The organism is Mesorhizobium sp. M1050 (genome assembly GCF_040318715.1).
Classification (GTDB): domain Bacteria; phylum Pseudomonadota; class Alphaproteobacteria; order Rhizobiales; family Rhizobiaceae; genus Mesorhizobium.
The window spans coordinates 106,234-119,834 of the sequence record NZ_JAMYMV010000004.1 but is presented as its reverse complement, the minus strand read 5'-3'; the positions used below and the strand labels follow the sequence as shown (position 1 = coordinate 119,834).

The 13,601-nt window shown below is 64.5% G+C and carries 10 protein-coding genes; 3 read left to right on the top strand and 7 right to left on the bottom strand.

The features are described from left to right. Nucleotides 1–24 precede the first annotated feature (24 nt). A complete protein-coding gene (locus NKH57_RS03905) occupies nt 25–1,023 on the top strand; it encodes an ABC transporter ATP-binding protein (RefSeq protein WP_352941875.1) in 999 nt (332 codons plus the stop codon). A gap of 148 nt (nt 1,024–1,171) precedes the next feature. Here the strand turns inward: NKH57_RS03905 and NKH57_RS03900 are convergent, their stop codons facing one another. From NKH57_RS03900 to NKH57_RS03880, 5 genes are all read right to left on the bottom strand, one after another. Next, the gene (locus NKH57_RS03900; protein WP_352941872.1) at nt 1,172–2,017 is read right to left on the bottom strand and encodes a fumarylacetoacetate hydrolase family protein; all 846 of its coding nucleotides are present in this window, start codon (nt 2,015–2,017) and stop codon (nt 1,172–1,174) included. Nucleotides 2,018–2,165: 148 nt separating this feature from the next. Beyond that, nucleotides 2,166–2,897: an SDR family oxidoreductase gene (locus tag NKH57_RS03895; protein ID WP_352728230.1), complete on the bottom strand. Its 732-nt coding sequence runs from the start codon at nt 2,895–2,897 to the stop codon at nt 2,166–2,168. A gap of 189 nt (nt 2,898–3,086) precedes the next feature. Next, the gene (locus NKH57_RS03890; protein WP_352941869.1) at nt 3,087–5,459 is read right to left on the bottom strand and encodes an aldehyde dehydrogenase family protein; all 2,373 of its coding nucleotides are present in this window, start codon (nt 5,457–5,459) and stop codon (nt 3,087–3,089) included. 66 nt (nt 5,460–5,525) lie between these two features. Then, complete coding sequence (deoC, locus tag NKH57_RS03885) at nt 5,526–6,572, bottom strand: deoxyribose-phosphate aldolase (protein WP_352941866.1); 1,047 nt, start codon at nt 6,570–6,572, stop codon at nt 5,526–5,528. A 212-nt stretch (nt 6,573–6,784) separates the two neighbouring features. Next, nucleotides 6,785–7,612 (bottom strand): ferredoxin--NADP reductase, encoded by an 828-nt coding sequence (locus NKH57_RS03880; RefSeq protein WP_352941863.1) that lies wholly within the window; start codon nt 7,610–7,612, stop codon nt 6,785–6,787. A 220-nt stretch (nt 7,613–7,832) separates the two neighbouring features. Here NKH57_RS03880 and NKH57_RS03875 point away from each other — a divergent pair, with 220 nt between their 5' ends. Together NKH57_RS03875 and NKH57_RS03870 are read left to right on the top strand one after the other, a co-directional pair. After that, nucleotides 7,833–9,917, top strand: coding sequence for a hydantoinase/oxoprolinase family protein (locus tag NKH57_RS03875; RefSeq protein WP_352941861.1), 2,085 nt, complete (start codon nt 7,833–7,835; stop codon nt 9,915–9,917). A gap of 1 nt (nt 9,918) precedes the next feature. Next, nucleotides 9,919–11,661: a hydantoinase B/oxoprolinase family protein gene (locus NKH57_RS03870; protein ID WP_352941858.1), complete on the top strand. Its 1,743-nt coding sequence runs from the start codon at nt 9,919–9,921 to the stop codon at nt 11,659–11,661. A gap of 195 nt (nt 11,662–11,856) precedes the next feature. Here the strand turns inward: NKH57_RS03870 and NKH57_RS03865 are convergent, their stop codons facing one another. Further along, nucleotides 11,857–12,513, bottom strand: coding sequence for a methionine ABC transporter permease (locus NKH57_RS03865; protein WP_352941855.1), 657 nt, complete (start codon nt 12,511–12,513; stop codon nt 11,857–11,859). Continuing rightward, nucleotides 12,494–13,582 (bottom strand): methionine ABC transporter ATP-binding protein, encoded by a 1,089-nt coding sequence (locus NKH57_RS03860; protein WP_352941852.1) that lies wholly within the window; start codon nt 13,580–13,582, stop codon nt 12,494–12,496. Before NKH57_RS03860 ends, NKH57_RS03865 begins: the two co-directional genes overlap by 20 nt. Nucleotides 13,583–13,601: the final 19 nt, after the last annotated feature.

Genomic DNA, 13,601 nt, shown 5'->3' with positions numbered 1-13,601 from the left:
CACATTCCAATCCGGAGGATCGCCGTGGGCTCGCTGAACATCGAGAACGTGAAGAAGGCCTTCGGGCCGGTCGAGGTGCTGAAAGGCATCAACCTCGAAGTGAACGATGGCGAGTTCGTCGTCTTCGTCGGTCCGTCCGGCTGCGGCAAGTCGACCTTGCTCAGGGTCATCGCCGGACTGGAGGATTCGACCTCCGGCCGCGTGGTCATCGACGGCGCGGATGTCTCCGTCACTCCGCCGGCCAAGCGCGGCATTGCCATGGTGTTCCAGACCTACGCGCTTTACCCGCATCTGACGGTGAAGAACAATATGGGCCTCGGCCTCAAGCAGGCCGGCACGCCGGCGGCCGAGATCGATCGCCGTATCGGCATCGCCTCGTCGATGCTGTCGCTGGAGCCCTATCTCGAGAGGCGGCCGGCGGAACTCTCCGGCGGTCAGCGCCAGCGCGTCGCCATCGGTCGCGCCGTGGTGCGCGAGCCGAAGCTGTTCCTGTTCGACGAGCCTCTTTCCAACCTCGATGCCGCGCTGCGCGTCAACACGCGCCTGGAGATCGCGCAGCTGCACCGCCGGCTGAAGGCGACCATGATTTACGTCACCCACGACCAGGTCGAGGCGATGACGCTGGCCGACAAGATCGTCGTGCTCAATGCCGGCAGGATCGAGCAGATCGGCGGCCCGATGGAGCTCTACAATTCGCCGGCGAATGAGTTCGTCGCCGGCTTCATAGGCTCGCCGAAGATGAACTTCGTCGACGGCGCGAGGCTCGGAGAAACCGCCAAGACCATTGGCGTGCGCCCGGAACACCTGACCGTCGATCCGAAGGTGGGTGCATGGAAGGGAACGGTCGTCCATGCCGAGCATCTCGGCGCCGACACCAATCTCTATCTCGACTGCGAGAAGGCCGGGCTGATCACCGTGCGCATTTTCGGCGTCTATGATGCAGAGCCAGGCGCGACGCTCTACGCGACGCCGGATCCGGCCAAGACCTATCGGTTTGGCGCGGATGGGAAGGTGCTGAAGTAGGCGGGCGCAGCCCCCTCACCCAGCCTCCGCTTCGCTCGGCTGACCTCTCCCCGAGGGGAGAGGAGATTGTCAGCGCCGACGCTCACCTCTTCTCCCCAGCGGGGAGAAGGTGGCCGCGAAGCGGCCGGATGAGGGGGCAGCGCAACCTCTACACGTCCGCCTTGAACGTCTGCTTCTGCTGGCCGAGCCCTTCGATGCCGAGCTCCACCACATCACCAGCCTTGAGGAATACCGGCGGCTTCATGCCGAGGCCAACGCCGGGCGGCGTGCCGGTCGAGATGATGTCGCCGGGGTGCAGCGACATGAACTGGCTGAGATAGGACACCAGATACTTGACGCCGTAGACCATGGTCCTGGTCGAGCCGTTTTGCATCGTCTTGCCGTTGACCGTCAGCCACATCTTCAGGTTCTGCGGATCGGCGATCTCGTCCTTGGTTACCAGCCATGGGCCGGTCGGGCCGAAGGTGTCGCAGGACTTTCCCTTGGTCCACTGGCCCTGCCGCTCGGCCTGGAAGGCGCGTTCCGACACATCGTGAGCAACGCTATAGCCGGCAACATAATCCAGGGCGTCGGCTTCGCTGACATATTTGGCTTTTCTGCCGATGACCACGGCCAGTTCGACTTCCCAATCGGTCTTGTCTGAGCCGCGCGGGATCAGCACGTCGTCATCCGGCCCGACAATGGCCGAGCTTGCCTTCATGAAGATGATCGGTTCCGGCGGCACGGTGGCGCCGGTTTCGGCGGCGTGGTCGGAATAGTTGAGGCCGATGCAAATGAACTTCCCCGTGCCGGCGACGCAGGCGCCGAGGCGCGGGCTGCCGGAAACCGCCGGCAGCGACTTCGGATCGAGCTTGGCCAGATCAGCCAGCAATGCCGGGTCCAGCGCCTTGCCACTGATGTCGGTCACATGAGCGGAGAGATCGCGGATGGTGCCATCCGTATCGAGCAGACCTGGGCGCTCGCTTCCCACCTCGCCATAGCGCAGCAGTTTCATCTAGATACTTCTCCTGATTGCGGCCATCGGCCGATTACAATTCGCTCCGTCGCTGCGACGACGTGGTTCCAGGGCCGGCGGAACCTAGCCAGTGGATGGTGGCCCGGCAAGCGCGGAAGCAACCTGCCTTTCCGCTAGGGAGAGCACACTAGATCGACCAGCCGCCGTCGATATTGTAGGCCTGTCCGGACGTATAGGTGGCGCCCGCCAGATAAACGGCGAGATCGGCGATTTCCTCCGGCGTGCCGAGCCGGCCCATCGGCTGGCGGGCGATAAAGGCGGCGCGGGCGGCATCGTAATCGCCCTGCGCGTGCATGCGGTCCTGCAGCGACGGGCTCTCGACCGTGCCGGGGCAAATGGCGTTGCAGCGTATGCCCTTGCCGACATAGTCAGCGGCGATCGCCTTGGTCAGGCCGATGACGGCGGCCTTGGTGACGCCATAGGCGAAGCGGTTGGGCACGCCTTTGCCGGCGCCGGCGACCGAGGACATGTTGATGATCGACCCGTCGCCGCGCTCCAGCATGCCGGGCAGCACGGCCCGCACGGTGCGGATCATGGCGCGGACATTGAGGTTGAAGGCGAAATCGAGATCGGCGTCCTTCATCTCCAGGATCGAGCCAGAATGAACGAAGCCGGCGCAATTGAACAGAACGTCGACGATGCCGATCTCGGCAAAGGCCGCGTTGACGGCCTCGTCATTGAGCACGTCCAGCTTGCGGGTCTTGATGCCGGAGGTCTTGGCGAGCTCAGCCAGCAGCGCTTCGTTGATGTCTGTGGCATGGACCACGGCGCCTGCCTTGGCGAAGGCCAGCGCGCTCGCCTTGCCGATGCCTTGCGCCGCTGCCGTGATGACAACGACCTTGCCTGCCAGATCCGCCATGCTGTTCTCCTCGTCCGCTTGGCATCGTTAGGGTCTATCGGCAGCCGGCCGGGGCGTCATGTGCCAGTCAGGCATCATCATGCGGCCTGCGCGTCATCAACCCACAGATAAAAATGTTTTTTCTCGTTAAAGAACATACATCCGGGCGTCAAGCCCGAACACGATCACCATCGCGGATAGCCACGTGGCTCAATCCCCGTAAGGCACCCAGACATTCTTCACCTCGACGGCGCGGCGCAGGAAAGCGTCGCCGGCGGCCTCGTCGGACGCCCAGTCGAGGCTGCGGCCATTGCTGCTCCAGACGCGCTTGAGGTTGCCGATGGATTCGGCCTCCGCCTTGGCGCAGGTCTCGGCGTCGGCGAACACCCACAGCCCGTCGACGTCGTCGTGCTTGGCCAGCACGCCGGCAAGTTCCGCCGCGCGGCCGGTGACGATGTTGATGGCGCCGGCCGGAACGTCGGAATATTCGATGACCTGATAGAGGTCCGTGGCCAGCAGCGGATATTTTTCCGAAGGCACCGCGACCACGGTGTTGCCCATGGCCAGCGCCGGTGCGACCAGCGAGATCAGGCCGAGCAGCGGTGAGGTGTCAGGCGCGACGATGCCGACAACGCCGACCGGCTCGTGCAGGGCCAGTGTCACGGCACGCGCCGGCGGCTGGTGCACGCGGCCCTCGAACTTGTCGGCAAGGCCGGCATAGAGGAACAGCCGCTCGATCGACCGGTCGACCTCCTCGCGCGCGGCCTTGGCGGTGACGCCCGTGAGCTGAACGAGGCGCGCCGAGAACTCGTCGGCACGGCCGGAAAGATTTTCAGCCAGATAATAAAGCACCTGGGACCTGTTATAGGCGGTCGCATCCGGCCAGCCCTTGCAGGCCCGCGCCGCAGAAACGGCATCGCGGATGTCCTTGCGGCTGCCGAGGCCGACCTCGCCGGCAAGCTTGCCCTTGGCGGTGGCGATGGCAAGCGAGTAATTGCCATCCGGCCGAATTTGCTTGCCGCCGATGAACAGCTTCGCCGTGCGGTCGATGGTCGAACCGTCCGCCTGCTCGACAGGCTGCGCCGAGATCGCCGCCGGCTTGATCACCGGGCCAAGCGGCAGTTTCGCCGTGAGATATTCGAACATGCCTTCCCGCCCGCCCTCGCGGCCGAAACCGCTCTCGCGGTAGCCGCCAAAACCACAGGCGGCGTCGAACATATTGGTGCCGTTGACCCAGACGGCGCCGGCCTTCAGTTGCGGCGCGACATGCAAAGCGAGGTTGACGTTCTCGCTCCATACCGAGGCGGCGAGCCCGTAGCGCGTGTTGTTGGCGAGCTCGATTGCTTCCTCGGTGTTGCGGAAGGTCATGGCGGCCAGCACCGGGCCGAACACTTCCTCTTGAGCAAGAATATTAGCCGGCGAAACACCGGTGGCGAGTGTCGGCAGGTGATAATGGCCGGAGGACGGCAGCGCCGCATCCGGCTGCCAGCAGACGGCGCCTTGTCTGGCGCCTTCGGCGACCAGACCCTTGACCCGGTCGAGCTGGGTCAAATCGACCAGCGGGCCGATATCGGTGTTCTTGTCGAGCGGGCTGCCGACGCGCAGTCGGCTCATTCGCGTCTTGACCTTGGCGATCAGGGCGTCGGCGATGCCTTCCTGGACCAGCAGGCGCGAGCCGGCGCAGCAGACCTGGCCCTGGTTGAACCAGATGCCGTCGACCAGGCCTTCGACGGCGCTGTCGAGATCGGCGTCCTCGAAGACGATGAAGGCCGACTTGCCGCCGAGTTCCAGCGACAGTTTCTTGCCCGAGCCGGCGGTTGCCTTGCGGATGATCTTGCCGACCTCGGATGAGCCGGTGAAGGCGATCTTCTGGACGCCGGGATGGTTGACGATGGCGGCGCCCGCTTCCGGGCCGCCCTGAACGATGTTGACGACGCCTTTCGGCACGCCGGCGCGCTCGCAGATCTCGGCGAACAGGATTGATGTCAGCGGCGTGAACTCGGCCGGCTTCAGCACCACCGTACAACCCGCGGCGAGCGCCGGCGCGATCTTCCAGGCCAGCATCAGCAGCGGAAAGTTCCACGGGATGATCTGGCCGACGACGCCGACACCCTTGTGACCGGGGAAATCCCTGTCCAGCGCCTGTGCCCAGCCGGCATGGTGGATGAAATGACGGATCGCCAGCGGCACGTCGATATCGCGGCTTTCGCGGATCGGCTTGCCATTGTCGATTGTCTCAAGCACCGCGAACAGGCGCTGATGGCGCTGCATGGCACGGCCGATGGCATAAAGCACATTCGCCCTGACATAGCCTGAACTGGCGCTCCACTTGGGCAGCGCCTTGGCGGCCGCCGCAACCGCCGCGTCGATATCGGTGGCCCTGGCGTCGGAGACTTTGGCCAGCAGCTTGCCGGAGGATGGCTCGCTGGTCTCGAAAGTCTTGCCGCCGGATGCGGCCTTCCAGGTACCATCGATGAACAGCGCCTTGGAAAAGTCGCGGGCGGCAAGCCAGGCATCGGCCTCGTTGCGGGCTTCAGGCGCCGGGCCGTAATCCATGGCGTGATAGCGGTCGAGAATGTTCATCAGGTGCCTCCTTCACCCTCCCTGCAGGGAGGGGTCGATGGGCAAGGCCGATCGGGGGTGGGGTGCTCAAGCCATTGCGTGGCGATGATTGGCCGAATAGTGACCGGTCAGATGATGTTCGAGCTGACGCTCGATATCTGTCAAGAGGCTGGACGCACCGAAGCGGAACAGGTCCGGTTCCAGCCACGGCCGGCCGAGCTCTTCCTTCATCAGCACCAGCCAGTCGAGCGAAGCCTTGGCGGTGGAAATGCCGCCGGCCGGCTTGAAGCCGATGAGATAGCCGGTTTCCTCGAAATAGGCCCTGATGGCGCGCACCATGGCGAGGCCGACGGGCAGCGTCGCGTTGACGCTTTCCTTGCCGGTCGACGTCTTGATGAAGTCGGCGCCGGCCATCATCGCCACCATCGAGGCCAGCATGACATTGCGCAGCGTCGCGAGGTCGCCCGTGCCGAGGATGACCTTCAGATGCGCGTCACCGCAGGCGGCGCGCATCGACACGATCTCATTGTAGAGCTCCCGCCACTTGGCACTGAACACCAGGCCGCGCGGAATGACGACGTCGATCTCGTCGGCGCCGTCGCGCACCGAAGCCTCGATCTCCTGCAGGCGAGTCGACAGCGGCGCAAGGCCATGCGGAAAGGCGGTCGAGACCGCGGCGACATGGACGCCAGTGCCGCGCACGGCCTCGACGGCGGTGGCGACGAAGGGATGGTAGACGCAGACGGCGGCCGGGTGGATCTTTTCGTCGGCTATGCCGAGACCCTCGGCGATGTCGCGGCGGAACGGGTTGATCGCCTTGGCGCAGAGCCGGCGCACGCGCTCCTCGGTGTCGTTGGAATTCAGCGTCGTCAGATCCATGCAGGCAACGGCGCGCAGCAGCCAAGCCGCCTGGTTGTCGGCCTTGATCGAGCGCCGTTTGGTCAGGCTGGCGACGCGCCGCTCCAGCGCCGAGCGATTGACGCTGCGCACCGATTCCATGAAGCCGAGGTCGAGCTTCATGCCGGGATTGCGTGCGATCCGATGGTCCGGCGGAACGGCTGTGTTGGCGGCGGCACGCGCGGGCAACGGTGTCACCTTGGTGCCGAGATCGGCATCGCGGATTGTGCTGCTCATCTCCTGCCCTTTCATTCAGCGGCGGGCGCTTATGCCTTGGTGCGCATCGCTTTCCAAGACCGCTCGACTCTTTTGGACGATACGCACGAAGATAGCCCGCGAAGTTATACTTCACGAGTCCTTTGGGCCGTCATAGCTGAAAAAGGCTACCGGAGCAGCTGATTTTTGACCGCATGATCAAAATGTAAAATTAAGATGTCGCCGGCTCGGGGCTAGCCGACGAAGGCGCGCTCGACGACGAAGGTCGCCGGATGGCTCAGCGAGCCTTCGACGAAGCCGAGGCTTTCGGCCAGTTCCTTGACATCCTTCAGCATGTGCATCGAGCCGCAGATCATGATGCGGTCGGTTTCCGGATTGAGCTTGTCGATGCCGAGATCGCTGTAGAACTTGCCGGAGCCGATCAGCGCCGTGATGCGGCCCATGCGCGGCGATTCTTCGCGGGTCGTGGAATTGTAGAGCGTGACGCGGCCGGCGGTCAGCTCGCCGATCAACGGGTCGCTCTCCAGTGCAGCCACCAGCTCCTGCCCATAAGTCAGTTCGGCATTGTCGCGGCAAGTGTGGGTCAGGATCAGCTGATCGAACTTCTCGTAGGTATCGGGATCGCGCAGCAGGCTGGCGAAGGGCGCGATGCCAGTGCCGGTCGAGATCATGAACAGCCGCTTGGCGGGCGTCAGCGCGTCGATCACCAGCGTGCCGGTCGACTTCGGGCGCATGATGACCGTGTCGCCGACCTGGATCTTCTGCAATTCCGAGGTCAGCGGGCCGTCCGGCACCTTGATCGAGAAGAATTCCAGCTCTTCGTCCCAGGCCGGGCTGGCCACCGAATAGGCGCGGTACACCGGCTTCTCGGCATTGGGCAGGCCGATCATGACGAACTCGCCGGAGCGGAAGCGCAGCGACTGCGGGCGGGTGATGCGGAACGAGAACAGCCGATCGGTGTAGTGCTTCACCGAAACGACTGTTTCGGCATAGACATTGGCCGGAATCGGGAATTGCAGCGGGCGGGCGCCGGCGATGTTGAGAGCGGATGTGGTGTTCATCAAATCCAACCTTCTGGCCCAACTGTGGATGCGGGCGCCAAACCTTCACCTGCGCGCCCGAACCATTCAGGTCCCGGCGTGCTGTTCGCACACTCCAAAGCGGCAAGCTCTTGTGTCCCGAATTTATTAGTATACAAACGATATTTGCGTCAAGATGCTCCCTTAAAACAGCTTTCCAAACTGACGCATATCCGTAGTCCGCGCATTTCGGGTTTCGATGATGGAAGAGAATTTTTCGGCGCAAGCGCATGATTCCCTGGGAAATGTCGTTGCCGGTATCGACGTCGGCGGCACCTTCACCGATCTGCTCCTGATCGACGGGCGCGACGGTGGCAGGGTGTATCTAGCCAAGACCCCGACCACGGTCGACAACCAGGCCTTCGGCGTCGTTTCGGCGCTCGGCGCCACGGGATTTGCCATCGACGGCATCGACCTCATCGTGCACGGCACGACCACCACAACCAATGCGGTGCTCGAGCGCCGGCTGGCGAAAACCGGCATGATCACCACGCGCGGTTTTCGCGATGTGATCGAGCTTGGCCGGCGGACACGGCCGCAGGCCTATGGCATGACCGGCAGCTTCGTGCCGATCATTCCGCGCAATCTCAGGCTCGAAGTCTCGGAGCGCGTCGAGGCGTCGGGCGCGATACGCACGCCGCTCGACGAGGCCGAGATGCGTGACGCCGTGAAGACGCTGATCGCGGCCGGCTGCGAATCCCTCGTCATCCATTTTCTGCATTCCTACGCCAACCCGATGCATGAGCGCCGCGCCGCCGAAATCGCCGCCGAATTCTGGCCGAACAGCTACATCACGGCGGGCCATGCGCTGCTGTCGGAAGCGCGCGAATTCGAGCGCGGCGTCACCGCCTCGGTCAACGCCTCGGTACAGCCGATCCTCGAGCGCTATGTCGAGCGGCTGCGCAAGGAACTGGGGGCAAAAGGCTATGCCCGCGACTTCCTGATCATGAACGGCAATGGCGGCATGATCTCGGCCCGCTTCGTCACACGTGAATCGGCCAAGACCGTCATGTCCGGTCCGGCCTCGGGCGTCATCGCCGCCGCCTATACGGGCAAGCGCGCCGGCTTCGAAAACCTCGTCACTTACGACATGGGCGGCACCTCGACCGACGTGGCGCTGATCCGCAATGCCGAGCCGGCTGTCTCGAACGAGATCGAGATCGAATATGCGATGCCGATCCATGTGCCGATGGTGGCGGTGCACACGGTCGGCGCCGGCGGCGGCTCGATCGCGCGCGTCGATGCGGCCGGCCTGATCCAGATCGGCCCGGAAAGTGCCGGCGCCAATCCGGGCCCGATCTGCTATGGACGCGGCGGCTTGGAGCCGACCATCACCGACGCCAATCTGGTGCTCGGCCGGTTGGCGCCGAAGAAATTGCTGGCGGTCGAAAACCCGGTCACATCAGAGCGCGTCACCGGCATATTCGAGGACAAGATAGGCAAGGCGACCGGCCTGTCCGGGGTCGAGGCGGCTGGTGCGGTGCTGCGGCTCGGCAACATGAAGATGGCCGGCGCCATCCGCATGGTCTCCGTGTCGCGCGGCCACGACCCGCGCGACTTCGCGCTGTTCGCTTTTGGCGGGGCGGGTCCGCTGCATGCGACAGCCCTTGCGCGTGAACTCGGCCTGCCCAAGGTACTGGTGCCCGCGCGTCCCGGCATAACCAACGCGCTCGGCTGCGTCGTTGCCGATCTGCGCCATGACTTCGTCAACACGATCAATCAGCCTGTCGCGGTGCTCGACGAAGTTCAGCTTCACAACCTATTGGAACGGCACCGAAACGAAGGCGAAGAGCTGATCGGCAAGGAAGCGGTGAAGCCGGAGACGATCCGCGTCACCCATTCGGCCGACATGCAGTTCGTCGGCCAGACCCACATCATCAACGTGGCGCTGCCGTCGTCATCGGTGACGCGGGCAACGCTGCAGCAGCTTTTCGAAAAGGCCTATTTCGCCCGCTTCAAAGTCGAACTGCCGGAAATCCGCGCCAATCTCGTCAATCTCAACACCTCGGTGACCGGCGTCAGGCCGGCGATCGATCTGTCGCGGTTGATCGATCCGGCGGGGCGCACCAAGACACTCGACGAGGCGCGACGCGAAATCCGGCCGGTCTGGTATGCCGGCCGCTGGCACGACACGCCGGTATACGCACGCGAAAAACTGCCGTTAGATGCGATCATCGAAGGACCGGCAATCCTCGAACAGATGGATGCCACCACTGTGCTCGAACCCGGCGACCGCGCCCGCTGCGACGCCGACGGCAACATCATCATCGACATTGGCGAGGCCTGATATGGCAAAACTCGACGCCATCACCCTTTCGGTCCTCCAGGCAGCGTTGCAGCAGGTCTGCGACGAGATGGACCTGACCTTTTCGCGCGCCGCCTTCTCGCCTGTGATCGCCGAGGCCAACGACCGCTCCGATGGCATCTATTCGGCCGTCGACGGTTCGCTGATCGCGCAAGGCAGCCAGGGCCTGCCGGTGTTCGTGGGTGTCATGCAGTATTCGACCAGGACGGTGATCGAGATGATCGCCGATGGCCGCTGCTTGGCCCCGGACCCAGGCGACATCTACATCGTCAACGATCCGTATCTCGGCGGCACCCATCTGATGGATGTGCGCTTTGCCATGCCGGTCTATCGCAATGGCAAGATATTCTGCTGGCTGTCCAACACCGGCCACTGGCCCGACATTGGCGGCTCCGTGCCGGGCGGGTTTTCCGCATCGGCAACGGCAGTCGAGCAGGAAGGGCTGCGGCTGCCGCCGGTCAAGCTGTTCAAGAAGGGCGTGCTCGACGCGGAGATCTACGCCATTATCTGCAACAACATCCGCGTCGCCGACCAGCGCATCGGCGACATCAGGGCCCAGGCCGCAGCGCTGCTGATCGGCCAGGACCGGCTCAACGGAATCCTGGATCGTTACGGCGACGAAACTGTTGTCGAGGCGATCGCCGAATTGCGTCGCCGCGCCGCCGAGCAGATGCGTGCCAACATAGTGGCCATCCCCGACGGCACCTACAGTTCCGAGGCGTTCGTCGACTCCGACGGGGTGGTCAACGAGCCGCTGACCATCGCGCTCGCCATCGAGAAGCAGGGCGATACGCTGACCTTCGATTTCTCCGGCTCGTCGAAACCGTGCGCCGGGCCGATGAACAGCGTGCTGGCGACGACCCTGTCGTCGGTCTATCTCGCCATGCGCCACATTTTCCCCGATGTGCCGATCAGCGCCGGCGCGTTTGAACCGCTGATCGTCAAGCGCCCGGAAGGCACTTTCCTCGACGCGAAATACCCGCGACCCGTATCGGGTTGCGCCGCCGAAGTGTCGCAGCGCATCGCCGAGGCGGTGTTCGCGGCCATGGTGCAGGCAGTGCCGGACAAGGTGACGGCGGCCCCGGCCGGCTCCAGCGGCAATTTCGCGCTCGGCGGCAACGACCCGGCGCGCGGCCGCGACTACGTCATGTACCAGATCTCCGGCGGCGGCTATGGCGGCAATTCAAGTCATGACGGCTTGACCAATGGCTGCTCGACCATCGGCATCTCCAAGTCGCCGCCGGTCGAGATCATGGAACAGGCATTCCCGGTGCTCTACCGCCACTATGCCTTGCGCGAAGGCTCGGGCGGCGCCGGCAAGCATCGCGGCGGCTTTGGCCTAGCTTATGAGGTTGAGATCCTGCGCGGCGACGCGCGCGCCTCCTTCGTCATGGATCACGGCCGTTTCGGCCCGCAAGGCGCACTCGGCGGTGAGGACGGCGCGGTCAACACCGTTACCGTTTTCCGCAATGGCGAGGAACATGTACCACTGCATCTGTCCAAGGAGCAGGACATCGCGCTGAAAGCGGGAGATCGGGTCAGGGTCGGCACGCCGGGAGGCGGCGGCTATGGCGATCCGCGCGAGCGGGATGCCGATCTGGTGCTGCGCGATGTGGCGCTGGGATATTATACGCCTGCGGAAGCCAGCGAAAAATTCGGCGTCGTCCTGTCGGTGGGCGAGCTCGCGGTCGACCGGAAGGCGACGGACAAGCAGCGTGCCCGCTAACAGCGAAACGACCGAAAAGACGGATGTTCGAGATCGCCGTTGAGCGCAAGAAGTCTGCGGGCTTCAAGGCGCGCGGCGGAGACGGAAACGAGATGGACATCAAAGGGCCGGATGCCGCGACGCCGCTTCGCGGCTGCTCCGCCCGTGGACGACGAAGTTGGGGAAGCCTCGGCCAATCCCAACTACCGGCTCCGCTTACCCCCGCCGATCCAGCCGCGCCACAAGCCTGTCCCCCACCCACTGGATGCCGCAGACCAGGATGATCAGTACGATGACCACGGCGATCATGACTGACGTCTCAAAACGTTGGTAGCCGTAGCGGATGGCGAGGTCGCCGAGGCCGCCGGCGCCGATGGCGCCGGCCATGGCCGAGGCGCCGATCAGGGTCACCAGCGTCACGGTGAAGCCGGCGACGATGCCGGGCAGGGCTTCGGGCACTAGCACCTCGCGGATGATCGTCCAGCGATTGCCGCCCATGGCGCGGGCCGCTTCGATCAAACCATGATCGACCTCGCGCAGCGGCACTTCTGCGATGCGCGCGTAATAGGGCGTGGCGGCGATCGACAGCGGCACGATCGCCGCCCATGTGCCGATCGAGGTGCCCACGATCAGTCGTGTCACCGGGATCAGCGCCACCAGAAGGATGATGAAGGGCACCGAGCGGAAGCCGTTGATGACGGCACCCAGCGCGCGATTCACCCACAGGCTTTCGGCAATGCCGCCGCGTTCGGTGGCAATCAAGGCCAGGCCGAGCGGCAGGCCGAAGACCAGCGAGATGAGGCCGGAGGCGGCCGTCATCAGCACAGTCTCCCAGATCGAACGCAGCAGAAGCTCAAACAGGATTGGCGACATGGCCAAGCACCTCCACCCGCGCCTGGCGGGTCTTCAGGAATGTGATGATGTCGGCGAGATGATTTGCATCGCTGCCGGGAACCGAAAGGAACAGCGTCCCGACCGGCTGCTGCTGGATGTGGTCGATGCCGCCATGGACGAGGCGGAAGGCACCTGGAACAGCCGTGGCAAGGTCGGACAACAGCGGGCCGCTTGCCGCTTCGCCGGCCACATCGACGCGCAGGATCGTCTCCGCGCCGGCTGCCGGCAGTAGCCGGGCCGCCAGTTCGGCCGGAAGCTGCGGCCGGATGGCGCCGAGCAGGCTCCGCGTAATCTCGGAGCGCGGGTCGGCAAACACCGACCAGACCGGCCCTTCCTCGACGATGCGCCCAGCCTCGATCACCGCCACCCGGTTGGCGATTGAACGGATCACCTCCATTTCGTGGGTGATCAAAAGGATGGTCAGCCCAAGCCGGCGGTTGATGTCCTTCAGCAGGGCAAGGATCGACCGCGTCGTCTCCGGATCGAGCGCCGAAGTGGCTTCATCCGACAAAAGCAGCGCGGGCCGTGCCGCAAGCGCCCTGGCGATGCCGACGCGCTGCTTCTGGCCGCCCGACAGCGAGGCCGGATAGGCTTTGGCTTTCTCCGACAGGCCGACGAGATCGAGCAGTTCGGCCGCGCGTGTCAGCCGCTCGGCCTTTGGGCGGCCTTCGATCTTGAGCGGCAGCGCCACATTGTCCTCGACGGTCTTGGCCGACAGCAGGTTGAAATGCTGGAAGATCATGCCGATGCGCCGGCGCAGTGGCTGCAGGTCGCGCTCGCCGAGCCGGCTGATCTCGCGGCCCTCGATGAACACGCCGCCGGAATCGGGTCGCTCCAGGCCGTTCAGGCAGCGGATCAGCGTCGACTTGCCGGCGCCGCTGCGACCGATAATGCCGAGGATCTCGCCCTTGCGCACCGTCAGCGAGATGCCGTCGAGCGCTGCCGTGACACCGAAGCGGCGTTTAAGCTCGACAAGGCGCACGACATCTTGCTGTGTTGCGCCGGCCTGCTCCGCGGTCTCGACGGTCGAGGTAAAGTGCTGGTTCATGGGCGGATCCTGAAAATAC

Coding starts and splice junctions, on each gene's coding strand:
- NKH57_RS03860 (WP_352941852.1), bottom strand. CDS start 13,582: ATGAACCAGCACTTTACCTCGACCGTCGAGACCGCGGAGCAGGCCGGC.
- NKH57_RS03870 (WP_352941858.1), top strand. CDS start 9,919: ATGGCAAAACTCGACGCCATCACCCTTTCGGTCCTCCAGGCAGCGTTG.
- NKH57_RS03895 (WP_352728230.1), bottom strand. CDS start 2,897: ATGGCGGATCTGGCAGGCAAGGTCGTTGTCATCACGGCAGCGGCGCAA.
- NKH57_RS03880 (WP_352941863.1), bottom strand. CDS start 7,612: ATGAACACCACATCCGCTCTCAACATCGCCGGCGCCCGCCCGCTGCAA.
- NKH57_RS03890 (WP_352941869.1), bottom strand. CDS start 5,459: ATGAACATTCTCGACCGCTATCACGCCATGGATTACGGCCCGGCGCCT.
- NKH57_RS03900 (WP_352941872.1), bottom strand. CDS start 2,017: ATGAAACTGCTGCGCTATGGCGAGGTGGGAAGCGAGCGCCCAGGTCTG.
- deoC (WP_352941866.1), bottom strand. CDS start 6,572: ATGAGCAGCACAATCCGCGATGCCGATCTCGGCACCAAGGTGACACCG.
- NKH57_RS03875 (WP_352941861.1), top strand. CDS start 7,833: ATGGAAGAGAATTTTTCGGCGCAAGCGCATGATTCCCTGGGAAATGTC.
- NKH57_RS03865 (WP_352941855.1), bottom strand. CDS start 12,513: ATGTCGCCAATCCTGTTTGAGCTTCTGCTGCGTTCGATCTGGGAGACT.